Source organism: Odoribacter laneus YIT 12061, assembly GCF_000243215.1.
GTDB lineage: Bacteria > Bacteroidota > Bacteroidia > Bacteroidales > Marinifilaceae > Culturomica > Culturomica lanea.
This window is the reverse complement of record NZ_JH594596.1, coordinates 2,415,682-2,440,462: the sequence shown is the minus strand read 5'-3', so window position 1 is coordinate 2,440,462 and position 24,781 is coordinate 2,415,682. Positions and strand designations below refer to the sequence as shown.

General features: G+C 41.6%; 19 protein-coding genes, 2 tRNA genes and 1 riboswitch. Of the genes, 16 read left to right on the top strand and 5 right to left on the bottom strand.

Annotated elements, in window-relative coordinates; genetic code table 11:
* The first annotated feature begins 3 nt into the window (after positions 1 to 3).
* The 7 genes from HMPREF9449_RS10185 (at position 4) to HMPREF9449_RS10150 (ending at position 12,178) form a co-directional block, all read left to right on the top strand.
* Positions 4 to 3,114, top strand: a complete 3,111-nt coding sequence (locus tag HMPREF9449_RS10185) for an AsmA family protein (RefSeq protein WP_009137172.1) — start codon at positions 4 to 6, stop codon at positions 3,112 to 3,114.
* A gap of 750 nt (positions 3,115 to 3,864) precedes the next feature.
* Positions 3,865 to 4,056, top strand: a riboswitch (cobalamin riboswitch).
* Between the two features lie 143 nt (positions 4,057 to 4,199).
* Positions 4,200 to 6,209, top strand: a complete 2,010-nt coding sequence (locus HMPREF9449_RS10175; RefSeq protein WP_147640059.1) for a TonB-dependent receptor plug domain-containing protein — start codon at positions 4,200 to 4,202, stop codon at positions 6,207 to 6,209.
* A gap of 32 nt (positions 6,210 to 6,241) precedes the next feature.
* Positions 6,242 to 7,306: a YncE family protein gene (locus tag HMPREF9449_RS10170; RefSeq protein WP_009137170.1), complete on the top strand. Its 1,065-nt coding sequence runs from the start codon at positions 6,242 to 6,244 to the stop codon at positions 7,304 to 7,306.
* Positions 7,306 to 8,436 (top strand): ABC transporter substrate-binding protein, encoded by a 1,131-nt coding sequence (locus tag HMPREF9449_RS10165; protein ID WP_009137169.1) that lies wholly within the window; start codon positions 7,306 to 7,308, stop codon positions 8,434 to 8,436. The genes HMPREF9449_RS10170 and HMPREF9449_RS10165 overlap by 1 nt, the downstream gene beginning before the upstream one ends.
* 11 nt (positions 8,437 to 8,447) lie before the next feature.
* Positions 8,448 to 9,479, top strand: coding sequence for an iron ABC transporter permease (locus HMPREF9449_RS10160; protein ID WP_009137168.1), 1,032 nt, complete (start codon positions 8,448 to 8,450; stop codon positions 9,477 to 9,479).
* 15 nt (positions 9,480 to 9,494) lie between these two features.
* Positions 9,495 to 10,541, top strand: coding sequence for an ABC transporter ATP-binding protein (locus tag HMPREF9449_RS10155; RefSeq protein ID WP_009137167.1), 1,047 nt, complete (start codon positions 9,495 to 9,497; stop codon positions 10,539 to 10,541).
* An 83-nt stretch (positions 10,542 to 10,624) separates the two neighbouring features.
* Positions 10,625 to 12,178: a sialidase family protein gene (locus HMPREF9449_RS10150; protein WP_009137166.1), complete on the top strand. Its 1,554-nt coding sequence runs from the start codon at positions 10,625 to 10,627 to the stop codon at positions 12,176 to 12,178.
* 29 nt (positions 12,179 to 12,207) lie between these two features.
* Here HMPREF9449_RS10150 and HMPREF9449_RS10145 read toward each other — a convergent pair whose 3' ends face one another.
* Complete coding sequence (locus HMPREF9449_RS10145; RefSeq protein WP_009137165.1) at positions 12,208 to 12,549, bottom strand: PAS domain-containing protein; 342 nt, start codon at positions 12,547 to 12,549, stop codon at positions 12,208 to 12,210.
* 261 nt (positions 12,550 to 12,810) lie between these two features.
* Between HMPREF9449_RS10145 and HMPREF9449_RS10140 the strand changes: the two genes are divergently transcribed.
* The 4 genes from HMPREF9449_RS10140 (at position 12,811) to HMPREF9449_RS10125 (ending at position 14,701) form a co-directional block, all read left to right on the top strand.
* Positions 12,811 to 12,887: transfer RNA gene (locus tag HMPREF9449_RS10140), tRNA-Asn, on the top strand.
* A gap of 34 nt (positions 12,888 to 12,921) precedes the next feature.
* Positions 12,922 to 12,995, top strand: a tRNA-Asn gene (locus HMPREF9449_RS10135).
* Between the two features lie 145 nt (positions 12,996 to 13,140).
* The gene (locus tag HMPREF9449_RS10130; protein ID WP_009137164.1) at positions 13,141 to 13,404 is read left to right on the top strand and encodes a hypothetical protein; all 264 of its coding nucleotides are present in this window, start codon (positions 13,141 to 13,143) and stop codon (positions 13,402 to 13,404) included.
* 118 nt (positions 13,405 to 13,522) lie between these two features.
* Positions 13,523 to 14,701: an AIR synthase related protein gene (locus HMPREF9449_RS10125; RefSeq protein ID WP_009137163.1), complete on the top strand. Its 1,179-nt coding sequence runs from the start codon at positions 13,523 to 13,525 to the stop codon at positions 14,699 to 14,701.
* Positions 14,702 to 14,767: 66 nt separating this feature from the next.
* Here HMPREF9449_RS10125 and HMPREF9449_RS17025 read toward each other — a convergent pair whose 3' ends face one another.
* A complete protein-coding gene (locus tag HMPREF9449_RS17025) occupies positions 14,768 to 14,941 on the bottom strand; it encodes a type II toxin-antitoxin system YoeB family toxin (protein WP_083833165.1) in 174 nt (57 codons plus the stop codon).
* Positions 14,942 to 15,651: 710 nt separating this feature from the next.
* On the opposite strand from HMPREF9449_RS17025, the gene HMPREF9449_RS10120 reads away from it, so the two are divergent.
* From HMPREF9449_RS10120 to HMPREF9449_RS10105, 4 genes are all read left to right on the top strand, one after another.
* Positions 15,652 to 16,803 carry an AAA family ATPase gene (locus tag HMPREF9449_RS10120; RefSeq protein WP_009137162.1) on the top strand — a complete coding sequence of 384 codons (1,152 nt, stop codon included), beginning with the start codon at positions 15,652 to 15,654 and terminating at the stop codon, positions 16,801 to 16,803.
* Positions 16,804 to 17,346: 543 nt separating this feature from the next.
* Entirely contained in the window at positions 17,347 to 18,015 is a 669-nt protein-coding gene (locus HMPREF9449_RS10115; protein ID WP_009137161.1) for a DUF2461 domain-containing protein, read from the top strand.
* Between the two features lie 295 nt (positions 18,016 to 18,310).
* The gene (gene purD / locus HMPREF9449_RS10110) at positions 18,311 to 19,591 is read left to right on the top strand and encodes a phosphoribosylamine--glycine ligase (RefSeq protein WP_009137160.1); all 1,281 of its coding nucleotides are present in this window, start codon (positions 18,311 to 18,313) and stop codon (positions 19,589 to 19,591) included.
* Between the two features lie 45 nt (positions 19,592 to 19,636).
* Positions 19,637 to 20,569 carry a hypothetical protein gene (locus HMPREF9449_RS10105; protein WP_147640057.1) on the top strand — a complete coding sequence of 311 codons (933 nt, stop codon included), beginning with the start codon at positions 19,637 to 19,639 and terminating at the stop codon, positions 20,567 to 20,569.
* A 1-nt stretch (position 20,570) separates the two neighbouring features.
* Here the strand turns inward: HMPREF9449_RS10105 and HMPREF9449_RS10100 are convergent, their stop codons facing one another.
* From HMPREF9449_RS10100 to HMPREF9449_RS10090, 3 genes are read right to left on the bottom strand one after another with little or no spacing between them, the layout of a single operon-like run.
* Positions 20,571 to 21,905 (bottom strand): dihydroorotase, encoded by a 1,335-nt coding sequence (locus HMPREF9449_RS10100; protein WP_009137158.1) that lies wholly within the window; start codon positions 21,903 to 21,905, stop codon positions 20,571 to 20,573.
* A gap of 41 nt (positions 21,906 to 21,946) precedes the next feature.
* Positions 21,947 to 22,672 carry a polyprenol monophosphomannose synthase gene (locus tag HMPREF9449_RS10095; RefSeq protein WP_040611786.1) on the bottom strand — a complete coding sequence of 242 codons (726 nt, stop codon included), beginning with the start codon at positions 22,670 to 22,672 and terminating at the stop codon, positions 21,947 to 21,949.
* 10 nt (positions 22,673 to 22,682) lie between these two features.
* Positions 22,683 to 23,975 (bottom strand): UDP-N-acetylmuramoyl-tripeptide--D-alanyl-D-alanine ligase, encoded by a 1,293-nt coding sequence (locus HMPREF9449_RS10090; RefSeq protein WP_009137156.1) that lies wholly within the window; start codon positions 23,973 to 23,975, stop codon positions 22,683 to 22,685.
* Between the two features lie 294 nt (positions 23,976 to 24,269).
* On the opposite strand from HMPREF9449_RS10090, the gene ispF reads away from it, so the two are divergent.
* Positions 24,270 to 24,758 (top strand): 2-C-methyl-D-erythritol 2,4-cyclodiphosphate synthase, encoded by a 489-nt coding sequence (gene ispF / locus HMPREF9449_RS10085; protein ID WP_009137155.1) that lies wholly within the window; start codon positions 24,270 to 24,272, stop codon positions 24,756 to 24,758.
* Positions 24,759 to 24,781 lie beyond the last annotated feature (23 nt).

Below are 24,781 nucleotides of genomic sequence, written 5' to 3'. Positions count from 1 at the left end.
GTCATGTCTGGAAAAGTAAAAAAATCAAAGGGAAAAAGAATACTGAAATGGATTTCCCTGACAATTTTAGGAATCATTGTCCTGATTGGTGTTGCGATAGGCATTGTGATTAATTTTGTATTCACACCTTCGAAACTGACCCCCTTTGTCCAAAAAACTGCTGCTCAATATTTAAAGGCAGATGTGCATATCGGAGAAATCGAATTGACATTTTTCTCTACTTTCCCGGATTTCGGATTGAAAATAACAGATGCCAGTATTGTTTCAAATGTTTTGCGGGATACTTCTGTACAGGCAGCTAAGACCGATTCTTTGATGTATATAAAAGAATGCCTGGTGACGGTGAATCCAATAGCTTATCTGAGGAGAAATGAAATCAAAGTAAAGGATTTTATTGTGGAGAGTCCGCGTATCTATGCTTTTGTAGATAAGGAGGGGGAGGCCAACTGGAATATGGTGGAAGAAACATCCAGTTCGGTGGTTGCAGATTCGGTTGTTCCCGAGGAAAAGGAAAAAACGGAGACTTTACTGGATATAAAGAATGTGAAAATAAGGAACGGCTGGTTGGTGTTTGATGATCGCAGTACGCAGCTTTATTCCCGGGTGGAAGGCTTGAATTTAGAGGTGGATGGAAATTTTTTAGGTCGTACAGCTGACCTTCAATTGGGATTTACGACTCAAAATCTGCTTCTGTGGCAGGAAGGACAGTTATTGATCCGACGATTGGCTTTGGGAATGGAAACCCGCATGAATGTGAATAGAGATTCTCTTTTATATACCTTAGAAAAAGCTGTATTTACAGTAAACGGCATAAAGTTTGGAGCAGGCGGACGATTACAGGCAGATACCGTAAACCGGACGGTGTGGGTGGATGTGAAATATGGAATTCATATTCCTTCTTTAAAGACTTTGCTGGATTTGGTACCCGACGCTGTCTTGGATAAGAATAGGAAAGTAGATGTAAAAGGAAGCGTGCTTTGTACGGGTGCCTTGAAGGGTTTGTATGGAAAGGAAAATATTCCCCTGTTGACTTCTGAGTTTAAAATTAAGGATGGTTATATTGCGTACGAGGGAATGCCTTCCCAGATAGAACATTTGGATATGGATTTCTTTGCTCATATCGATTTACAAAAGGAGCAGCCTTCTTATGTTAAATTGAACCGTTTTTGCATGAAAGGTGGGAAAACGGATATCGATTTGGTGGGGGTAGCGGAGAATGTTTTAGGAGACCCGCTGTTTCGAGCGAAATTGGATGCTGAAGTCGATTTTGACGACTTGACTCGGATATTCCCTTTGACGGATGGGGTGATTTGTAAGGGAAAAATCGGAACTTCTTTAAAGGCAACTGCCTTGCTTTCGGATATGATGGCTGCTAATTACGGACGGTTGAAAGTGGGAGGTTGGTGTAAAATGCAGGATGTCGCTGTTTTTGTTCCTAAGGACAGTATTGTAATGAATATAAAATCCGCAGGAATCGGTTTTGCTACCAATCGGAAAAATGAGAACGTTATACAGGGCGTTGATTTCTTGAATGGCATTGTGGGGTATTCCGGTTTGGATATTCACGTGAAGAATAAAGTGAGGTTGTTGATGGATACGACTTACTTGACGTTGAAGACCACTCCTTTACGGGATACTACGGCTATTGCGACCGTAAATTCCGGATTACATATTGGACGAACACTTTTTATTGTACGGGATACTTTATTGTTGGGAGTGAAGCAGATGGATGCGAAGGCGAAACTGATGCCGAGTAAACGCAATAAAGATATTCCGCGGATAGAGGCGCAGTTTCAATTCGACAGTTTACGATTAAGGGCTCTTAATAACCGGTTGAACATTACGAAAGGCGATTTACAGTTGTCTGCCAGCAGGAGCCGTCGGCATGAACGGGTATGGTTTCCTTCGGGATATGTTGATTTTGAAGGTTTACGGGCTTATACGCCTTATTTCCCGTTGCGTATCCGTATGCCGGGTACCCGTATCCGTTTCGACAGGAAGCAAATTTTATTGGATTCTGCTGTGATGCGTTTGGGGAGATCGGATATCCGCTTGACGGGGAGTATTACAAACTTGACACGAGCATTCTTTAAAAAGGAGGAGCTTAAAGCCGAACTTACGGTTCAGTCGAAAATGATTAATTGCAATCAGCTGATGCGTGCCTTGGATATGGGAACTGCTTATATGAATAAAGTCGAGAGGGGATATCAGGAATCGATATCTACAGAAGAGGACGATATGGATAAGCTTGCTGTTGTTAGTGATACTGTCGGGTATGAGGGAAATAGCTCCGTATTTGTGGTGCCATCGGGTATTGATTTTACGTTTAGAACCGATATCGACCAGATGATATTCGGTAAGCTGCTGATGGATAGTATACACGGAGAAATGGTAATGAAAAACCAATGCATTGAAGTTTCAGATTTGAAATTGCGTTCTTCTGCTGCCAATATGGATGCTACTTTAATTTATAAAGCGACGGATACTTTGCAGGCTTACACCGGTTTTGCTTTAAAAATGCACGAAATCCGGATTGATAGCTTGGTTCGGGTAATCCCTTCACTGGATACGCTCTTTCCTATGTTGAAATCTTTTGAGGGTGTTGTGGATTTTCATATTTCGGCAGAGAGCTGGCTGGATTCAACATTTATGATTGATTTACCTACTCTGCGGGCAGCTGCTTACTTGGACGGACATAATCTGGTATTAATGGATGGGGAGACTTTTGCTGAAATCTCTAAAATGCTGATGTTTAAAAATAAAAAACGAAATATGATCGATTCTATTTCGGTTGATTTATTGGTAAAAGACGGTGTGATTGAAATCTTTCCGTTTTTATTGGAAATGGATCGTTATAAAGTTGCGGTGGGAGGGGAACATAATATCGACATGACTTTCAAATATCACGTTTCTTTGTTGAAATCTCCTATCCCTTTCCGGGCGGGAGTGGATATTTCAGGATCGTTGGAAAAGATGAAATTTCGGATTACCAAAGCGAAATATAAGGATTTATTCATTCCTTCCCGGAAGGCGAAAGTAGATAGTGCCCAACTTAACCTCCGGCAGCGTATTCGCACCTTGCTGAGAGAAGGGGGAAATAACGAATTGAATTAGGTGAAAATAGGAGGGAACGTCTGCAATATTTCCCGAAAGAGAACGGTACCCCAAGGGCGGGACAAAGCGATTGGAGTGCCGTTTTTATAGTAGATTTAATTTGCTTCTCCTTCTTCGGTTGTTTGCGTTTTTCAGTCGTGCTTCACTCGCTTTTCTGTAAGCTCAAGCTCCGTTAAAACACCAAAACTTCCTCCTTTTAGCCAGGCTTTGCCTGCCTAACGTCGGCGGACAAATGGTGTTTTTTACACTCCGCTTTCGAACAGAAAGACGCTCCTTCCCGCAATGACTGAAAAACACAAACAACCTCCGATACCCGCCAAACCCTCCCCTCGTCGCTTCTTTAAATGTTTTCTCAAAGTTCCTGTGTTTGAAGCCGGAGCCTTGTTTCGGGAAAGAGATATGACGGGAGAGAGCGTAATTTTGTCAGGAAGTCGTACCGTTAAAAAACGCAGGGTTGTCCGCCGACGTTAGGCACACGAAGTGTGACTAAAAGGAGGAAGCATCTGCGTTTTAGGGGAGACTGACTATACAAAATAGCGAACGGAGTCTCCAGCTCTTTCCCGAAACAAGGCGGAGGAATACCTAAGAAAAAAATAAACAAGCAAATTAAATCTAGAAAAATTTTGTTACAAAAAGAATCCGATCCGATGATTCCCCTTCAAAAGCGCTGAGGCAAATCTCTAAAGAAAGAGTTATCCTGCGGTCTGAATCATTTAAATACTTGAACGTTTTTGCATTTACACATTTAATCCTATCTTTGCATTGTTTTGTTCCAGACTGTCATTCGGCGGAATGGATTAAATGGGAATCAGGTGAGAGTCCTGAACAGTCCCGCTGCTGTGATCCTATGATGTGTCAAGCATTACTTTAGCCACTGTCTCTTGGAGATGGGAAGGCGCTTGAACCGGGTAGTCAGAAGACCTGCAAAACATGCATTTTTCAATAGCTTTCGAGGATATAGCTGTAGAAAACATCAGGTGTGGTGAATTCACCGTTACATCGTGTATTTTACCGGTTTGGAAGTCGTTGAAGCGGGGTAAACGAATGAGTTGGCCCGATTGTCGAACGGATTATTTTAATAAAAATTGGAAAAGCGGAAATTTTACCGGTTTTTACTTTTTTGGGTCGTATGGGAAATGGGGATATCATTTCCAATGCAGGCTCAGCAGGTTGATACGACTCAGATCTACGAATTGCAGCAGGTAGACGTTTCCGCTGAAAAGCGGCCTTCTGTTGTCCGGTCTCTGACGCCTGTACAAATCGTGGAAGGGGAGGAGATCGCCCGGCTGGGATACCAGAGTCTGGCGGATGTTGTGAGGCGTTTTGCCGGAGTAGCTGTCAAGGATTACGGTGGTATCGGTGGCTTAAAGACCGTTTCGGTCCGTAGTTTGGGGGCTAACCATACGGCTGTGGTATATGATGGGATAGTGGTGAGCAATTGTCAGGCCGGCCAAATCGATATCGGGCGTTTTTCATTGGATAATGTTGCCAGGGTATCTCTGGCGGTAGGACAGGAAAGTCATATTTTTCAATCGGCCCGGATGTTTGCTTCGGCAGGCGTTTTGAATATACAGAGCGAAATTCCCGATTTCCGGGAGAATAGGTTATATGGCTTAAAAGCTCAGATAAAGGGCGGCTCTTTCGGCTTGATTAACCCTGCTATGCGCTATTTTGCACGTTTGTCTCCCCGGACAAAAATCGTTCTGGACGGAGATTTTATGCGAGCAGATGGTACTTATCCTTTCCGACATAAAAATGGAAATTTTATGATTCACGGGAAACGCTATAATTCAGATATTCTTTCCTGGCATTCCGAGATAAATTTATATACTGTTCTAAAAGATAGTAGTCATTGGAATACAAAAGCTTATTATTTTGATTCCAAAAGGGGATTACCGGGGAATATTATATTATATAATCCTTATGCCGCGGAACGTTTATGGGATAAGAATTTTTTTATACAATCAGGGTATGAAAAACATTTTGACCGGAAATGGGCGTTGAAAACAGCCCTGAAGTATAATTATTCGTGGAATAAATATAGGGATATAAATCCGGCTTATCCGGATAAGGGGGTGCTGGAAGACCGGCATCGCCAACAAGAATATTATGTTTCAGCTACTGCACTTTTCCGGCCGATAGAAAATTGGGCATTTTCCTTGGCTACAGACGGGGCGGTAAACACATTACGGACGACTGTGGATACGCTTGATCCGGTCCGGTATTCTGCGCTTGCCGCATTTTCTGCCCGTTATCAATATCGCTTTCTGACAGTAACGGCCGTTATCCTCCATACTTGGATGAAAGATAAAGGAAAGGCAGGAAATTCGTTGGCAGATCATTACAAATGTACTCCTTCTGTGGGTTTATCTCTACGCCCCTGGGACACTCAGAACTTATATATCCGTTTTTTATATAAACACACTTTCCGTTTACCTACTTTTAATGATTTGTATTATTTACGTATGGGAAACACCAATTTGCGTCCGGAGTTAGCCCGGGAATATAATGTGGGTATCACCTGGAGCGGGGCTCCTTTCCAGTTTACAGATTTTATCACTTTTACGGCTGATGTTTATTATAATCGGGTGGATGATAAAATCGTAGCCCGTCCGACGAATTATGTCTGGAAAATGATGAATATGGGGAAGGTGGATATTACCGGAGTAGATCTTAATTTTACCGGGGACATTTCTCTGGCGGCCCGAATTCGGTTGAGTTTGTCGGCGAATTATACCTGGCAAAAAGCTGTGGATGTCACCAATCCGGATAAAGAAAATTATAAAGATCAGATTCCCTACACTCCTCAGCATACGGGGAATGGGGCATTTGCTCTGGAAATGCCTTGGGTTAGTCTTTCGTATACTTGTATTGCTGTCGGAGAACGCTACAGCCTGCCTCAAAATATTGAGCAAAATTTAATACCGGGGTATGTGGAACACGGATTGTCGGTATCCCGGGAGTTTGAATGGAAGAATTGTGCACTCCGTCTTCAGGCAGAATGTGTCAATTTTACAGACAAACAGTATGCGGTGATTAAAGATTACCCTATGCCCGGACGCTCTTGGCGATTTACCGGTAGAATAAGATTTTAAAAGAGAAAATGTTTAATTTAAATACTATTAAAATGAAATTCAGAAATTTATTTATTGTTCTTTTGGTTGGAATCGGTTTTATTTTTGCTTCTTGCAGTGATGATGAGTCGGAACAGGGAGAAATCACTACCGGGATTTTTATTTTAAATCAGGGTGGTTCTGAGGGAAACAATGCCGGTATTACAGCTTATAATCCGGAGACAGGTGCAATTACCCGGGATATTTATCGTTCGCAAAATGGGAAAGATTTGGGAGATACGGGACAGGATATGATTGTATACGGCGACAAAGTGTATGTGAGTGTATACGGATCCAGTCGCTTGGTTAAAATGGATAAAAACGGTGTAGAACGGGCTTCTTTATCTTTTGATGTTTCTACAGATGGACAACCCCGTTATATCGAAGCTGAAGATGGAAAATTATATGTAACCCTTTATAGCGGGCAAGTGGCACGTATTGATACGGCTACCCTACAGATCGAAGCTTATGTTTCTGTGGGAAACAACCCGGAGCAGATTGTAGAAGAGAATGGAAAATTATACGTGGCTAATTCTGGCTGGGGAAGCGGAACAACCGTTTCTGTCATTGATATTGCTACTTTTAAAGTAGTTCAGACCCTTGACGTAGCCCTCAATCCGAATGATTTACTTGAAGCAGGGGATAATGTTTATGTACTTTCTTGGGGAAATTATGCTGATATACCCTATGCTCTGCAAAAAATAAATGTACAGACAGGAGCTGTAGAGAGCATTACTCCTGCCACGAAGATGGTAGAAAATGAAGATATTATTTATCTGGTTAATTCGGTTACAAACTGGAATGTGAAGCCTAATGTTACCACGAATACCTTTTTTTCTTATGATACAAAGCAGCAAAAGTTAAACGAGACTTCATTTTTGAAACTGGAAGGGGAAGCGAAGACTTTAGAAACGGAAAGTGTATATATGATGGCTGTAGATCCGCATAATGGGGATTTCTATGTGGGGACTTCTGATTATGTCAACACAGGTAAGATATATCGTTTTTCCAGAAATGGAACCTTGATCAAGAAGTTCGGGAGTGGGGGAATTAGTCCCTGTAAAGCATTGTTCTTCTAATGAAGGCTTGTCTCTATTTCGGAATGGGACTGGTTGTTCTGCTGGCGTCTTGCCGGCAAAACAACCAATCTCTGTCCAAAGAGCCGACTACGGTCCAAGAATATCAGGTATATTATGCCACCGGTTATACCGTAAACCGTACGTCCGATTATACGGAAATAAAAATCCGGGATCCTTGGGATACGACCCGTTATTTGCAGAGGTATGTGCTTGTCGGAAAAGACAAAGCTTTGCCTGTCCGGTTGCCTGAAGGAATCCTTATTCGTACTCCCTTGCAACGGGTAGTGGTAGCTACTTCTGTGCATTGTGGCGTATTGGAATTACTGGGGGTGCGGGATCTGTTGGTGGGGGTGTGTGAATCCCGTTATATCGATCTGGATTTTGTAAAACAGGGAGTAGCGAATGGGAAGATCGTAGATATCGGGGAAGCGGGGGCGCCTGATGTAGAGCGGTTGATAGAGCTGGCTCCGGATGCTATGATCACCTCTCCTTTGAGTAATGCTCCTTACGGACGAGTGGAAAAGACGGGTATTCCTCAGATAAAATGTGTCGATTATATGGAACCAACGCCTTTAGGCCGGGCGGAATGGATCCGTTTTCAGGCTCTGTTTTTTGGTAAAGAAGAGAGTGCAGATTCTCTTTTCTGGCAAACGGTAAAAGCCTATGAGGAAATCAAAGCACTGACGCAACAGGTGAAGGAACGTCCCTCTGTCGTAACGGAAAAAAAGTACGGTGCCGTATGGTATTTGCCGGGAGGTAAAAGTTATATGGCCCATTTTTTGGAAGATGCCGGCGCAACTGTCGGAAAAGAGATAGATCAGCAGGTTGGCAGTGTGGGATGGCCTTTTGAAACGGTTTTTGAAAAATACGGAGATGCTGATTTTTGGTTGATTAAATACAACCGTCCCCGGGATATGAGCTATGAAGATCTGAAAAAAGAATATGCACCTTATTCAAAATTTGCAGCTTATAAAAATCGGCGTATCTATACTTGTAATACGGCTGAAGTTTCCTATTACGAAGAAGTACCGGTCCATCCGGATTATTTATTGAAAGATTTGGTTGCAATTTTTCATCCGGAATTATTGCCTGAACATCAGTTGAGATATTACAAAGCCATGGAAAATTAAACAGTTATAAGATGGTGAAACGCAGGATGATCTGGCTTCCGCTATTGATAATAGCTATTTTATTCACGAGCTGTCTTTTTATCGGTTCTGTGGATATCCCTTTTCGTGCAGTCGTTCGTATCCTGATGGGAGAAGAGGCGGAGAAAACCTCCTGGGCTTTTATCGTATTGCAAACCCGTTTACCACAGGCTGTTACGGCTTTGTTTGCCGGGGCTGCACTGGCCGTATCGGGTTTATTGTTACAGACTCTTTTTGCAAATCCCTTGGCGGGTCCTTCTATTTTAGGCATAGATTCGGGGGCTAGTTTGGGCGTAGCTTTGGTTATGTTGTTATTTGGAGGAACAGTGGGAAATTTTTCTGCCGGGCTTTCTTTTTCCGGATATATTGCCGTTATTATTGCAGCTTTTGCAGGGGCTACAGCTGTTTTGGGATTAATTATATTTTTCTCTACCTTGGTTCGAAGTAATGTGATGTTGCTCATTATCGGTATTATGATCGGCTATCTCACTTCTTCCTTAATTTCTTTGCTGAACTTTTTTTCTACAGCTGAAGGCGTTTTTTCTTATACCATGTGGGGGATGGGAGATTTTTCCGGAATTTCTCTGACTCAATTACCCCTATTCTGTTTGTTGTTGACCGGGGGACTTGTATTGGCTGTATTATTGATAAAACCTTTAAATGCACTTTTATTGGGAGAGCGTTATGCTGAAAATCTGGGGATAAATGTAAAAAGGGTGCGGATTTTATTGTTGGTAAGTACTGGTATATTGACGGCCGTAACGACCGCTTTTTGCGGTCCGATTGCCTTTATTGGTTTGGCTGTTCCTCATATTGCCCGTTTGATGCTACGTTCTTCGAATCACAAGTATTTATTGCCTTTGACGCTGCTGTGGGGAGCCGGTATAGCACTTTTGTGTAATCTGATCAGTGTCCTGCCGGGAGCGACGGGAGTAATTCCGCTCAATGCCATTACGCCGGTATTAGGAGCTCCGGTGATTATTTATGTTATTGTAAACCAGAAGAAAATACAATATTTTAATTGAATTCTCTAAGAATTAATGGCTGATATGAGGAGTGATATTATGATACAAGCCCGGAACTTGACGATTGGCTATCGGCAGGGGCGGAAAGTGAAAAAAGTTCATACAGGGCTTTCTTTTGCACTCCGGCAAGGGGAGCTGACCTGCTTGTTGGGACCCAATGGAGCAGGGAAGTCTACTTTATTGCGAACCTTGGGAGGGACTCAAGCTCCTCTTACGGGTGATATTTTTCTGGAAGGACGCTCTTTTACTACTTATACAGAGAAAGAAATTTCCCGTAAAATCGGGCTGGTCTTGACCGATCGGACAATGGCAGGAGGTTTGACCGTATTTGATTTAGTCTCCCTGGGTAGACATCCGCATACGGGTTTTTTTGGACGTTTGCAGAAAAGAGATGAAGAGATTGTATACCAATCGCTTGACGCTGTGGGCGTCGCTTTTAAAGCGGGAAGTTATGTGGCTGAGCTCTCGGATGGTGAACGGCAAAAGGTGATGATTGCTAAAGCTCTGGCTCAAGAGTGTCCTTTGTTGTTATTAGATGAACCTACTGCTTTCCTGGATGTGGTGAGCCGGATTGAAATGATGGATTTATTGCATGAGTTGGCAGAGAAAAAAGGAAAAACCGTACTTTTGTCTACCCATGATCTGGAACAGGCTTTGCTGCTCGGAGATCGTTTATGGCTTTTATCCCGCGACAAAGGTTTGGTCTGTGGCGCGACGGAAGATCTGGTCTTTTCCGGAGAAATCAATCAATTTTTTGCCCGTAACGAAATTATATTTGACCGGAAAAATGGAAACTTTCGTCCTCAAAAACGGGAAGGTAAAAAAATAACCTTAAAAGCAGAAGGTGAGTTATTTTTCTGGACACAAAATGCTTTGACAAGAAACGGGTTCCAATTGGAAGAACAAGCAACTTTAGTACTCGAAGCATGCTCACCTCATGCATTTCGTTTATGGGAAAATAATCAGATTAAAAAGACCTTCACTTCTTTTGAACAACTGATTGCTTTTGTAAAACAAAAAGAGCTTTTTCGTGAAAGGGAAGATATTCTTCCAGAACTTTAAAAGTTTTCGTTTGATTTTTGCCTTCTTTTAACAATTCATTATATTTGGATATTATTATATAGAATAGATCCAAAATAACTTCTATGAGAATTTTTAGCTTTTTACTTTTGTTGGGAATATTTGGAGGATGTACTCGTTCGGAAGTGCTGATCCCTGTACAGCTTTCGAAGACAGTTACTCCCGTGTTTATCGGAAAAACAGAGAATCCGGTTCTTCATATCGAGATTGATAACCCTACGGAACAGGAAATAGAGTTAAATAAATTGGTTTTATCTGCCGAAGGAACCACGAATCCGGAGGCCGTTGAAAGGATAAATGTGTTTTTTACGGGTCTGTCTGAAAAATTCAACCCTGTCGTCTTGTTCGGTCGTACTCAGCAAATAATTTCCCATTCTGAATTTGAAGGGCGTCAAATCCTGAAGCCTGGGAAAAACCATTTCTGGGTGGCTATAGAATTGTCGGATCAGGCGAAACTTACGGATCGGATAAATATGCAGTGTGTGGAAGTTTTATTTGCCGACGCCCGGGCAAAGATAAGTACGCCTTTCCCTTTGCTGCCTTCGGCGGTGGGGCAAGCGGTTCGTAAAAGAGGGGACGATGGCGTCCATACCTACCGTATACCGGGATTGGTGTGTACTCCCAAAGGAACTTTGATAGCCGTGTATGATATGCGTCATAATAACTCTTTGGACCTTCAGGAAGACATTGATGTCGGTGTCAGCCGTAGTGTGGACGGTGGCCGGACGTGGTTGCCCATGCAAAAAGCGATAGATAGGGGACAATGGGGAGAGAGGCCTGAAAAAGAAAATGGAGTGGGAGATCCTGCTATTTTAGTTGACCCCGAAACCGGGCGGATTTGGATTGCAGCTTTGTGGTTACACGGAAAGCCTGGAAAGCGGGCTTGGTGGGCTTCCCAACCCGGCACTACGCCGGATAAAACCGGGCAGTTGCTTTTGACTTATAGTGATGATGAAGGGGAAACTTGGGCGGAACCGATCAATATTACTTCTCAGGTTAAAAATCCGGAATGGTATCTGTGTTTTAACGGCCCGGGAATGGGGATTACGACAAAAACAGGAACATTGGTGTTTGCTGCACAGTTTAAGGATAAAAAACAGATACCGCATTCTACCATTCTTTATAGTAAAGATAAAGGAAAGAGTTGGCATATGGGAACGGGGGCACGGAGTAAAACGACGGAAGCCCAGGTGGTGGAATTGGAGGACGGAAGCTTGATGCTGAATATGCGGGATGATAGAGGCGGTTCCCGTGCGGTTGCCGTTACTAGAGATTGGGGAAAGACTTGGGAAGAGCATAGTTCTTCTCGTTCTGCTTTACCGGAGCCTGTTTGCCAGGCTAGCTTGATACGGATTCGGTTGCAGGATGGCCGGCAGGGTTTAGCCTTTTTTAATCCTGCGGATACGCTTAATCGTACCCATTCCACTTTGAAATTGAGTTTGGATGAAGGGAAAACCTGGCCTGAAAAATATCATCGACTCGTATATGAACCGGGAAGTTATGGTTATTCCTGTCTGACGCAAATTACTCCCGGTCGGTTGGGAGTAATCTATGAAGGGGCAGGAGAACTGTATTTTCAGCAATTGGACCTGGAGGAAATCCTGGCTGAAAAACATTGATTCTTTCTATAACAGAAAACCTGTTCCTTTTAGGGATTCGGTTTTCTGACTTTATGAGGCATTTCCATCGGAATCTCCATGGATAATTCCATAAATCCCTGATATTCCCCATTTTCGTACCAGGGCGTTTGATAAATCAGTTTTTTGATTCCGTTTTTTTCAATCGTATACACATTCGTACGGGGATGTATAAGCATATCTGCTAATAGAGAATGAGCTGGTTCCGGATGGCAGTCTAACACATTTTTACCGATTAATTCTGCTTGTCCCGGCTTAATAAAGGTTTTACGGGATTTATCATTCATATCGATGATTTTCCCTTCTTTGTCGCATACGGTAACGGCTACGTTCACTTCTTTAAAATAGTTCATCTCTTTTCTCATTTAAAAATCACATTTTTATACCATTCCATTCTTGCCTGACTGGGGTGAGAAGGTATGCAAACTTAAACTATTTCTTCGTTATTTCCACTTTTTTAAACATTTATACGCTTTAACCTATTAACGATTTGTTTTTTACACTCCGATCCTGTTTTTAATGTCTAAATTTACTTTTTATTCTCATATTTTTTGTAACGAAATTTTGCAGCTATCAAAAAAAAGACTATCTTTGCAACGCTTTTTGAGAAAAATTCCTCAGTAGCTCAGTTGGTTAGAGCGGCGGACTGTTAATCCGTAGGTCGTAGGTTCAAGTCCTACCTGAGGAGCCAGGCGAACAATTGCCTTGAAGTTCTTTTATTTAATTCCTCAGTAGCTCAGTTGGTTAGAGCGGCGGACTGTTAATCCGTAGGTCGTAGGTTCAAGTCCTACCTGAGGAGCAGTAAAAAAGCCACTGTTTTAGGTGGCTTTTTTTGTTCGGCTTTCCGAGAGGAAAGCTCCCTGAATTTATATTTAAGTTTGATTCTTTCCGATTGAACCGAAAATTCGCTTTCTTTGTAGCAGATAAATCATTCATTCAATTTCATGAAAAATATCAATAAAACAGCTTTTATTGTTTCCTTACTGGTTTTGATTGCTGCTTTTAGCGTGCTGTCAATGACTTCAATGCCGGAAGAATTCCGGTACACCTGGGTGGGTTTGAATCCTTGGAACGGAGTAGAAGGATTGGCTTTTACTGTCCGTTATTTCTTACATACCAGTGTGGCGGTGACCTATATTATTACGGTGGCTTTGTTATTTCTGATTTGGTGGCGGCTTTATGCTATTTTTCACCGGATCTGGCATTGAGGATTTGTTTGGAATTTTCAGTTTCCGATAACCGATATTTTATATAAATTTGCCTGTTCAAAATAGAAAGTTGCAACCTTTTAGGCTCAGAAAAAAGGTTTTAAGTAGTACCAATATCATGAGAAAAGACGAAAGATACAATAAACGGGGAGTGTCGGCTTCCAAAGAAGACGTACACAACGCTATCAAAAATATCGATAAGGGAATTTTTCCAAAAGCATTTTGCAAAATTGTGCCCGATTATTTGGGAGGTGATCCCGGGTACTGCAATATTATGCATGCGGATGGAGCTGGTACGAAATCCTCTCTGGCTTATCTGTATTGGAAAGAAACCGGGGATCTTTCGGTATGGAAAGGAATTGCCCAAGATGCTTTGATTATGAATATTGACGATCTGCTTTGTGTGGGAGCAGTCGATAATATATTACTTTCTTCGACGATTGGCCGGAATAAAAACTTAATTCCGGGAGAAGTTATTGCTGCGATCATCAACGGTACTGAAGAATTATTGGCAGAATACCGGAAATTGGGCGTCAGTATTTATTCTACAGGAGGAGAGACGGCGGATGTCGGAGATTTGGTACGTACTATTATTGTGGACTCTACTGTGACTTGCCGCATGAAACGGTCGGATGTCGTGGATAATGCCCGTATACAAGCCGGAGATGTAATTGTCGGATTGGCTTCTTACGGACAGGCTACTTATGAAAAAGAGTACAATGGAGGCATGGGATCGAATGGATTGACTTCAGCCCGGCATGATGTTTTCGCCAAATATCTGGCTGGAAAATATCCGGAAAGTTATGATGCCAATGTTCCGGAAGAACTCGTCTATACTGGTCAATGTAAGCTTACTGATCCGGTCGAGGGAAGTGAACTGAATGCCGGGAAACTGGTTTTATCGCCAACCCGCACATATGCCCCTGTCATAAAAAAGATACTGGATCAATATCGGTATCAAATTCATGGCATGATCCATTGTTCCGGAGGGGCCCAGACTAAAGTGATGAATTTTGTAGAAAATATGCATATTGTAAAAGACAATCTCTTCCCTATTCCTCCTTTGTTCCGCTTGATACAACAGCAATCCGGTACTCCCTGGGAAGAGATGTATAAGGTCTTTAATATGGGACACCGTATGGAAATATATGTGGAAGAAGAATTGGCTCCCGAAATTATTGCGATTTCAAAAAGTTTTAATATCGATGCTCAGCTCATTGGCCGTTGCTACAACAGCGATGAGGGAGAAGGAAATAAGCTTACCATTATCAGCGAATTCGGGAAATTCATATACTGAACGGTAGGTTTGATTCGTAAACTTTACATATAAGCGAAAACGGGAAACTTCAAATTCCCGTTTTTATTATTTATAAGGATAGCGCATAGAAATAACTACTGCAATGATTCGATTGTCCTCCACACGGTAAACTATTCTATGCGCTGCGTTAATGTGTCTGGACCGATGACCTGACAGTTCAAATTTTGCTGGTGTCCTAAAAATCCCCAAGGATAAGATAGGCAAGGTATTCGAAAACATTCAAATTAGTTAATAGGGTACCAAAAGTAACATTATGTAGCAAATTTATCTCGCGAGGATGGGAATTGCTATTTCCCGAGTATTATCTTCCCCTATACAGTCGTAGCACAATGAAACTCGTATATAAAGAGTAGCTCGGGAGGTATATCTTTCAATCGCCCAAAAACGAAATACAACGCAAATACAAGGAGGGGGTTAAGATTAAGCCCGAAGGTATAAAAGCAATCAGAAGACAATCCATCATCAATGAGGAATACGGATTCCTGGATAAGGATAAACTGAAAGCTGACTTCCTCGAATATTTCCGAAACTTTGCCCAATCAAAAGGCAGTAAGTGGTGGGGAACCTATCGACATTTGTTGAAGATTTGCTATCGTGATAAACTTATCCGAGAGGACATTAACGACTTGCTCGATAAGAGGGAAGATGAGGACGCCAAAAGAGAGTTCCTGACTCTTGAAGAGTTGAAACTATTGGCAGAAATTCCTTGTGACTCTGTTTTTATAGCGTGTGAGAATTGAGCAGCATATGTGATAATATATTGTAGACAAGTAACTTGGAATAAAAACTTGAATACAAAATATCTTATTACACTTAAAAACTCGATAAAATAAGTTTCTCGGAATAATATTTCGGCATTCTATTAAATAAATAATTATTCTATTCGCATAATTCAAAACAAATAATTAACTTTGCAAAAAGAGAACTATATGGCGAAGGCAATAAATCCATTTATTGTAACTGGTAAAATCGCACCGGAATATTTTTGTGATAGAGTAAATGAATCAGCTCGGCTTGTAAAGTCCATTACCAACGGGAACAATCTGGTAATTATATCACCACGTCGTATGGGTAAAACAGGATTAATTCAATTCTGCTATGACAAACCGGAGATAAGCAAGGAGTATTACACCTTCTTTATTGACATTTTGCATACGTCAAGCCTTCGGGAATTTACCTATCTGCTTGGTCGGGAGATTTACGAGACCCTTTTACCCCGTAGCCGTAAAATGGCAATCCTCTTCCTCCAGACGATTAAATCCATTCGTGGCAAATTCGGATTTGACCCGATAACCAATCTCCCCACTTTCAATGTCGAATTAGGTGATATTGAACGTCCTGAATATACTCTTAACGAGATTTTCCAATACTTGTCCAACGCAGACAAACCCTGTATTGTGGCAATCGACGAGTTTCAACAAATTGCCAAATATCCGGAAAAGAATATCGAGGCTCTGCTGCGAACTCACATACAACGGTCGGATAACAGCCATTTTATCTTTGCCGGTAGCGAACGACACATGATGCAAGAGATGTTCACATCCGCTGCACGCCCCTTCTATCACAGTGCCGACATAGTGGAGTTGAAAGCGATTGCACCGGAGATTTACATCCCGTTTGTTATGGGTCATTTCGAAAAACGAAACCGCAGCATTTCGGCTGAAAACGTGGAGAAAGCTTACGCCCTTTTCCAAGGACATACTTACTACATTCAAAAAACATTCAACGAATCTTTTGCCGATACCTCCGAAGGCGAGGAGTGTACATTGGAGATTATACAAGCTGCCATCGACAATATGATTGCCTCCAACGACACGATATTTCGCGAGATTTTGTCGAACATACCCGAAAAGCAGAAGGAGTTGCTTTATGCCATTGCCAAAGATGGCGAAGCAGAGCATATTACATCTGCCGATTTCATCAAACGCCATAGCCTTACTTCGGCAAGTTCGGTGCAATCCGCTGTAAAAAAACTTCTTGAAAGGGATATCATTACAGAGATCAATAAAGTTTTCTCTGTAACGGACAGATTATTCGCAATGTGGATAAATAAATTGTACGGCACTGTGTTATATTTATAATTATGGCATTCGGGATAAATGAAATTATTATTAAATAGTATCATATTCCATTTTTCCAACAAGATCCAATTGAGGATGAGGTTCTTATACAATGGGATTCAAGGACAGTAAGAGATAAAGATTCAGAGTAATATAAAAACATCATAATTATACTATCTGAGGAAAGAGAAATTATAAAACGTAATAGGCTTAGTGTTCATGGACAATTCCATGGGAAACATTATCGACTAAATTTTAAGCTATAAACAAAACGATGAAATCGCCTGTTCTGCCGGTTTGGAAAGTTTGTATATTAGTGAATACGGCGGAAGACCTCTGTTGGGTGGAAGGAAAGGAATCATTTAAAATATATAATAGGACTTGGCCTCCGGAGGATGCAAGGGGGAAGTCGGCGGGGATGTAAATCAATAATTTATTGATAAACAATTATTTAATAATATTGTAATTGAAATTGAATAAACTTTTCTGCTGCGGTGATTTATTTCTGGGGCCATTTATTACTTTTGTACAGAAGCAAGTAAATTCATTTTTTAAACATCAGTTATGAAAGAGATATACGATTTTTTACGGGAGTTGCGGGAAAATAATGATCGGGAATGGTTTAATGCGCATAAGAAGCGGTACGTGGAATTGAAGGCCTGGTTTGACGAGTGGGTGGGGAAGCTGATTGAAAAAACAGCTGGTTTTGATGAAGAAATCGAAGGGTTGAATGTCAAAGATTGTGTGTACAGAATCTATCGGGACGTCCGTTTTTCTCCGGATAAATCTCCTTATAAGACTCATTTTGCAGCTTATCTTGCTTCTCCCGGAGGAAGAAATAGTCAGCGGGCGGGCTATTATGTACATCTGGAACCCGATGGCAGTTTGTTGGGAGGTGGGTTGTATTGTCCGGAACCCTCCTTGTTAAAGAAATTGCGTCAGGATATATACGATAATATAGAAGAATTTACTTCTATTTTGGAAGAGAAGAAATTTGCTGCAGAATTTGCCGGTATAGATGCTACTGATAAATTGAAGAAGGTGCCGGCTCCTTTCCCTTCCGATTTTCCTCAGGGAGATTTGTTGAAATACAAGCATTACGATATCGTTACTTATAAACCGGATTCTTTTTTTACGGAAAAGGATGCCCAGGCAAAGATTGTGGACATCTTTCAAAAAATGTATCGTTTCAATCGTTTCTTAAATTATACTGTAGATGAGATGAACGCATAAAAAAGAAGTCGGCGGGAGCAAACAGATCCGTTTTCGTAACTGCTGCATCGCCGAAAGTTCGTTTCTTACCTCCTTGGTCACTGTAGGCAAGGAAAGGATCCTCCAGGAACGAAGGAAAGGTTTGTCGTTTTCTGATAAAGTCAGAAAAACCGGGGGGATCTGTTTGTGCTGAAAAAGGTTTCTCCTTTCTCGTGTTTTTAGGAATCCGGTAGGGAATACAGAAGTATTTTTCTATTTTTGTACCTTGTGAATTGGAGGAGCGATGGGGTATTGAATTAATTTTATAAGTCTGGATATGAAAGTATTATTATTGGGCGGCGGTGGCCGGGAACATGCGTTGGCTTGGAAAATGGCAGAGAGTCCTGAATTGGAAAAATTATATGTAGCTCCTGGAAATGCTGGTATGGCTGAGATTGCAGAGAATGTAAATATAAAAGTTTCGGATTTTCAAGGGATTGCGGATTTCGTTGCCCGGGAGGGGATTCATATGGTGGTTGTAGGACCGGAAGATCCGTTGGTAGAGGGGATTCGGGAGGCCTTGGAAGCCGATATCCGATTGAAAGACTTATTGATTATCGGGCCGGGAAAGGCAGGGGCAATATTAGAAGGGAGTAAGGATTTTGCTAAAGAATTTATGTTTAAATATCAAATTCCGACGGCTGCTTATATGACGGTTACTCCTGACCGCATAGAGGAGGGGGTCGGTTTTTTAAAGACCTTGAGGCCGCCTTATGTTTTAAAGGCTGATGGGTTGGCTGCCGGAAAGGGGGTTTTGATTTTGGAAGATTTGCAGGAAGCAACATCCGAATTGAAGGAAATGTTGGAAGGTAAATTCGGTAAAGCCAGTCAGCGCGTAGTAATTGAAGAGTATTTACAGGGAATAGAAATATCTGTTTTTGTGCTGACGGATGGAAAAGATTATAAAATATTGGGATCTGCAAAAGATTATAAGAGGATAGGGGAAGGAGATACCGGTTTAAATACAGGAGGAATGGGCGCTGTCTCCCCTGTTCCTTTTGCAGACGGAATTTTTAATCAGAAAGTGGAGGAGAAAATCATTCGTCCCACGATTGCCGGTTTAAAAGCTGAAGGAATTGATTATAAAGGATTTATCTTTTTTGGGTTGATGAATGTAGAAGGAGAGCCGAAAGTCATAGAATATAATGTGCGTATGGGAGATCCGGAGACGGAGGTGGTGATGCCCCGTATACAAGCAGACCTGATTCAGCTTTTCGAAGCAACTGCTCGGGGAGAATTGAAAACTGCACGTTTTGCGATGGACAGCCGGTATTGTACGACTGTTATGTTGGTGGCCAAGGGATATCCCGGAAGTTATGAAAAAGGAAAAGAGATTCAGATCGGGAAAGTGGAAGGAAGTTTGATCTTTCACGCCGGTACCCGCAGGGAAGGAGAAAAAATATTGACAAACGGAGGACGGGTGATTGCTGTCAGTTCTTATGGTAAAACAATGCAGCAAGCTCTTGATTTGTCGTATCGGAATGTGAAGGAGATAACATTTGAAGGTAAGACGTATCGGGGAGACATCGGGAAAGATCTGATGAAATTGGAAAATTAAAACCGAATGATTTTTGACGGTTATTTAAGGTCGAAAAAGACATATATGCTTTTTATATTGCCATTGGTGGTGGCAATAGCGGGCGTTTGTCATTTTTATTTCGGCCGGAATCTGCCGGAAGGGATCGCTACACAAGGACTCATACCTTCGGATGTCGTTGCATGTATACGACCGGAAGGAAAGGCCTATATTATTTGTCTTTTTACGCTGGGAATTGCTTATTTCTTATTTTTTATTAATGCCTGGTATAAGTTTCTGGCTCAGCAGACCACCCTGCCGGCTGTGATCTATGTTTTATTGACATTCGGTTTAATTGTGCAGGGGACTTTCAGCTGGATTTTGTTTTTCACTTTTTTTATCAGTTTGGCTTTTATCGGTTTGTTGGGAGCGATAAATAATACCAAATCCAATCGTTTTATTTTTAATTTCGGGTTTTGGATTGCTTGGACCGTTCTTTTTTATCCCAAGTTTATTTTGTTGGTATTGTGGGCTTTTTGTGTGTTGTTTTTTTCAGGAAGATCTACCTTAAAAGACATTATGGCTCTTTTGATCGGTATTTTAACACCGGTTTATTTTACGTTTTTTTATTATTATTGGACAGATCAATTAAATGAATTTTTCTCTCTTTTTAAAGACAATTTGTTGGAGGGAGAATACCTGCGTCAATTGACAATATTTCAGATCGTACGTTACGGTACGTTGTTATTTTTGCTGTTTATTTCCCTTTATTATATTACCGTTTACTATCCGGTTTCAATGGTGAGCCAGCGAAGGAGTATGTTATCCTTAGTCTCGATGTTGTTTTTCTGTATATTAACCCTTCTTTTTATACCTGGAATCCATTTTGACATGATGTATTTGGTGGCGCTTCCGCTTGCTTATATTTATTCTCAGTATTTTGTAACTTCCCGCTTGCCGATAGTGGGAAATATTCTTTTTTTACTCTTATTGGGAGTTTGTCTTGTGGTAGAGATTTGATTTATCGTTCAAAAAGTAATAATTCGCCTTTACGATCCTCGTAAAAAGTGCCTTTTTCATAGACTTTATGGCCGTTTACAAGGGTGAGTTGAACTTGATAAGTAAAGGAGGTATTCTCCAGGGGCGACCAGCCACAACGGTAAAGAAGATTGTCTTTCGTTACCGTCCAGGGAGATTTTTTGAAAATACAGATATCCGCTTTATAACCCTTTCTGAGGTATCCTCTTTGGGAAATATGGAATAAATCGGCCGGGGCATGACACATCCGGTCGACGATTTCTGCTAACGAAAAATAACCTTTTTCCATCAATTCCAGCATAACGGTTAAAGAATGTTGGATCATGGGTCCTCCGCTGGCAGCCTGAGTATAAGGACCATTTTTTTCACTCAACAAATGAGGGGCATGGTCTGTGGCAATAATATCGATCCTCCCTTCTTTTACTGCTTTTAACAGGCTTAACCGATCCTGCTCTGTTTTGATGGCCGGATTCCATTTCACCAGATTCCCTTTGGAGGTGTACGCTTGATCATTAAACCAGAGGTGATGAACACAGACTTCTCCGGTAATTTGTTTTTGGGTGCGTATACCTGAATCCGGTAATTTTGTTTCTTCAGCGGTGCTAAGGTGGAGAATATGTAAACGGCTTTTGTATTTCCGTGCCAGTGTTGCGGCTAAGGAAGAACTTTTAAAACAAGCTTCCCGGCTCCGGATAAGCGGATGGGCTTCGGGAGGAATGGCCTCTCCATAGCGTTGTCGGAATGCTGCCAGATTTTTGTTGATCAAAGGGGTATCTTCGCAATGCGTAGCAATTAAAAGGGGGGCTTCGGCGAATATCCGTTCCAGAGTTGGAATATGGTCTACCAGCATATTACCGGTAGAAGAACCCATAAAAACTTTTATTCCACAGGTGGTCCGGGGATCTGCTTTCCGAATTTCTTCGATATTTTCCGAAGTTGCTCCTAAATAGAAAGAGTAGTTTACCAGAGAATTCCGTTGTCCGATTTCCTGTTTTTCTTCCAGCAAGCGGAGAGTGGTGGTCGGTGGAATGACGTTGGGCATGTCCATAAAAGAGGTGACTCCTCCTGCTGCGGCTGCCCGGCTGCCTTCTGCAATATCACCTTTACGGGTAAGCCCGGGTTCCCGAAAATGCACCTGATCGTCGATGACGCCGGGGATGACATAGTGATCCTGGGCATTTATGATTTCTGCATTTTCGAATTGAGCTTCTGAAAGATGATCCGAAATCTCTGCGATACGGTCGTTTTCTAGAAGGATATCCGCTTGAAAAATGCGTCCTTCATTGATGAGGGTTCCTCCTTGGATGATTTTTTTCATATTCCCAGTATTATTTGTAATGTAGCCGGATTTCCGAAATATTATTTCCTTTTTTTCCGGAAAAGGCTCCTGAGCTTCATTGTAATTACGCCTAAAAAGGCTTCCGTGAAAATTCCTCCGCTCATTTTAGAGGTTCCTAAGGTACGGTCTGTAAAAATAATCGGTACTTCTTTTAACTTAAACCCGAGGGTCCACGCGGTGAATTTCATTTCGATCTGAAAAGCATAGCCTTTGAAACGGATTTTATCCAGATCAATAGCTAATAAAACTTTACGGGTATAGCATACAAATCCGGCGGTGGCGTCATGGATTTTCATGCCCGTAACGAACCGGACGTATTTGGATGCAAAATAAGACATCAACACTCTGCCCATGGGCCAATTCACCACATTAACTCCCGTGACATACCGGGAACCGATGGACATATCTGCCCCTGAAGCACAGGCATTGTATAAACGGATAAGATCGTCAGGATTGTGGGAAAAATCAGCGTCCATTTCAAAGATATATTCATATCCTTGCGCCAGACACCATTTAAAACCCGTAATATAGGCCGTTCCCAGTCCTAATTTGCCTGTCCGGCGAATCATATGTAACTGGGCAAATTCTTTTTGCAGTCCTTCTATGATATCTCCGGTTCCATCGGGGGAATTATCTTCGATAATAAGGATATCGAAAGCAGGTTGAAGACCGGCTACATAACGGATAATATTTTCTATATTTTCCTTTTCGTTGTAAGTCGGTATGATGACAATTCTAGTATTCACAGTGTCGGGATTATAAAAATTCGACAATTCTTTCCAGTTTATTCCCTCTTGAACCTTTTACAAAAATGTAAGAGGCATGGAGCGGATGTGCTTTTAGATATTCAATCAGTGTATCTGTATCCTTAAAATGACGGATAAATTTACGATTATCGCCACAATGTTCAAAATTATTTCCAACGAGAAATACGGTATGAGCTGGGTTTTCAGTGGCTAAAGAAACAATCTTGCGGTGGGCTTCCTCGCTGACTGTTCCCAATTCCCTCATTTCTCCCAGAATAAGTATTTTAGGAGAAGCTTGTATTTCGGCAAAGTTTTTGATTGCTACACTCATACTACTCGGATTGGCATTATAAGCATCCAGAATCACCGTATTGTGTGCTGTTTTGACCAATTGGGAGCGAAGATTTGTCGGGCGATAGCTTTCAATGGCTTCCTGAATGTGTAAAGGATTAACATCGAAATACTGGCCTACACAGGAAGCTGCCAGGGCATTGTCAAAATTATAACTCCCGATTAAATGCGTTTTGATGTAAAGATCTCCTTTTAAGGTTTTCAAAGCATATACCAGATAGGGGAGGGTTTGTTTGATTTCCCCTTTCAGATCCCCCTCGGATTTTCCATAGAGAATTCGGGTATGGCCTTCGGAAAGTTGCATCAACAACGGGTCTTCTGTATGGACAAATACTTTTCCTGATTTCCGAAAAATATGATCGTATAATTGTTTTTTAGTCCGGACGATATTTTCATAACTGCCGAATCCTTCTAAATGAGCTTGGCCGATATTTGTAATCAATCCGAAGTCCGGATCGGCTATTTCGCATAAATCTTTGATTTCATCGGGATGATTGGCTCCCATTTCGACTATTCCGAACTGCGTATTTTCGTCCATGCTCAGCAAAGTCAGCGGTACGCCGATGTGATTATTCAGATTCCCTTGAGTAGCAATCGTTCTGTAACGTTTTGAAAGTACGGCCTGGCATAATTCTTTCGTTGTCGTTTTGCCGTTTGTGCCGGTGATCCCCAAAATCGGGAGGCCCAACCGATGCCGGTGGTAGTGGGCTATTTCCTGCAGAAAACCCAAACCATCGGGAATGAATAGGCATTTTTCAGAAAGAAGGTATGCTTTATCATCCACAAAAGCTGTAGAAGCTCCCTTTTCCAGAGCTGAACGGGCAAATTGATTTCCATTGAAATTTTCTCCTTTAAGAGCAATGAAGACATCGCCTTCCTGTATGTTACGGGAGTCTGTTGTTACCCGATGGCCCCGGATAAAATCATTATAAAGTTGCGGAATAGAATACATGTCAAGCCTACATTAAAGAACATCCTTTGCTGAAAATTTTTTCCTCCCTTGTTTATTTTGTCGTCCTTTACAAAAAGGAATCATTTCCCCTGGGATGAAAGATTTAAATTTTATAGTCGGATCACAATACAGGAACAAATGTAAGGAAAAATGTATTTATCCTTTGAAAAACCCTCTCTTTTTTAAAGAAAACCTTCGTCTCTTCAAAGAATGCATCTATTTTTGTCAAGCTTATAAATAAGTTGTAATTTTAAACATTCAAGATCGGTATAACATTTTTGTAAAAACTAGAAAATGAAAATAAAAACGGGTATTGGTATAGATGTACACCGCTTAGAAGAAGGTTTGGAACTTTGGCTGGGCGGTATAAAAGTAGAGCATGAAAAAGGTTGTGTTGCTCATTCCGATGGGGATGTCTTGATTCATGCCATTTGTGATGCTTTGCTCGGAGCGGCCGGTATGCGCGATATTGGGTATCATTTCCCGGATACCTCAGATACCTTTAAAGGCATCGACAGTAAAATATTGTTGAGAAAAACCGTAGAACTTATACGGGAGAAAGGATTTGAAATCGGGAATATCGATAGTGTCATCTGTATGCAGCGTCCTAAATTAAAATCCCTTATTCCTCAAATGCAATCTTGTTTGGCCGGCATTTTAGGTATAGAAAAAGAAGAAATCTCTGTTAAAGCGACGACGACAGAAAAATTAGGCTTTGAAGGCCGGGAGGAGGGGGTTTCCGCTTATGCTACTGTTTTGATATATAAGGCCGGAATGGCTTGAGGAGCCTGACGAAAAAAACTTAA

What these genes read in the sequence shown, in the direction of transcription:
- HMPREF9449_RS10185 (WP_009137172.1), top strand. Translation starts at nt 4, where the DNA reads ATGTCTGGAAAAGTAAAAAAATCAAAGGGAAAAAGAATACTGAAATGG.
- HMPREF9449_RS10170 (WP_009137170.1), top strand. Translation starts at nt 6,242, where the DNA reads ATGAAATTCAGAAATTTATTTATTGTTCTTTTGGTTGGAATCGGTTTT.
- HMPREF9449_RS10165 (WP_009137169.1), top strand. Translation starts at nt 7,306, where the DNA reads ATGAAGGCTTGTCTCTATTTCGGAATGGGACTGGTTGTTCTGCTGGCG.
- HMPREF9449_RS10160 (WP_009137168.1), top strand. Translation starts at nt 8,448, where the DNA reads ATGGTGAAACGCAGGATGATCTGGCTTCCGCTATTGATAATAGCTATT.
- HMPREF9449_RS10155 (WP_009137167.1), top strand. Translation starts at nt 9,495, where the DNA reads ATGGCTGATATGAGGAGTGATATTATGATACAAGCCCGGAACTTGACG.
- HMPREF9449_RS10150 (WP_009137166.1), top strand. Translation starts at nt 10,625, where the DNA reads ATGAGAATTTTTAGCTTTTTACTTTTGTTGGGAATATTTGGAGGATGT.
- HMPREF9449_RS10145 (WP_009137165.1), bottom strand. Translation starts at nt 12,549, where the DNA reads ATGAACTATTTTAAAGAAGTGAACGTAGCCGTTACCGTATGCGACAAA.
- HMPREF9449_RS10130 (WP_009137164.1), top strand. Translation starts at nt 13,141, where the DNA reads ATGAAAAATATCAATAAAACAGCTTTTATTGTTTCCTTACTGGTTTTG.
- HMPREF9449_RS10125 (WP_009137163.1), top strand. Translation starts at nt 13,523, where the DNA reads ATGAGAAAAGACGAAAGATACAATAAACGGGGAGTGTCGGCTTCCAAA.
- HMPREF9449_RS17025 (WP_083833165.1), bottom strand. Translation starts at nt 14,941, where the DNA reads ATGTTTTCGAATACCTTGCCTATCTTATCCTTGGGGATTTTTAGGACA.
- HMPREF9449_RS10120 (WP_009137162.1), top strand. Translation starts at nt 15,652, where the DNA reads ATGGCGAAGGCAATAAATCCATTTATTGTAACTGGTAAAATCGCACCG.
- HMPREF9449_RS10115 (WP_009137161.1), top strand. Translation starts at nt 17,347, where the DNA reads ATGAAAGAGATATACGATTTTTTACGGGAGTTGCGGGAAAATAATGAT.
- purD (WP_009137160.1), top strand. Translation starts at nt 18,311, where the DNA reads ATGAAAGTATTATTATTGGGCGGCGGTGGCCGGGAACATGCGTTGGCT.
- HMPREF9449_RS10105 (WP_147640057.1), top strand. Translation starts at nt 19,637, where the DNA reads ATGCTTTTTATATTGCCATTGGTGGTGGCAATAGCGGGCGTTTGTCAT.
- HMPREF9449_RS10100 (WP_009137158.1), bottom strand. Translation starts at nt 21,905, where the DNA reads ATGAAAAAAATCATCCAAGGAGGAACCCTCATCAATGAAGGACGCATT.
- HMPREF9449_RS10090 (WP_009137156.1), bottom strand. Translation starts at nt 23,975, where the DNA reads ATGTATTCTATTCCGCAACTTTATAATGATTTTATCCGGGGCCATCGG.
- ispF (WP_009137155.1), top strand. Translation starts at nt 24,270, where the DNA reads ATGAAAATAAAAACGGGTATTGGTATAGATGTACACCGCTTAGAAGAA.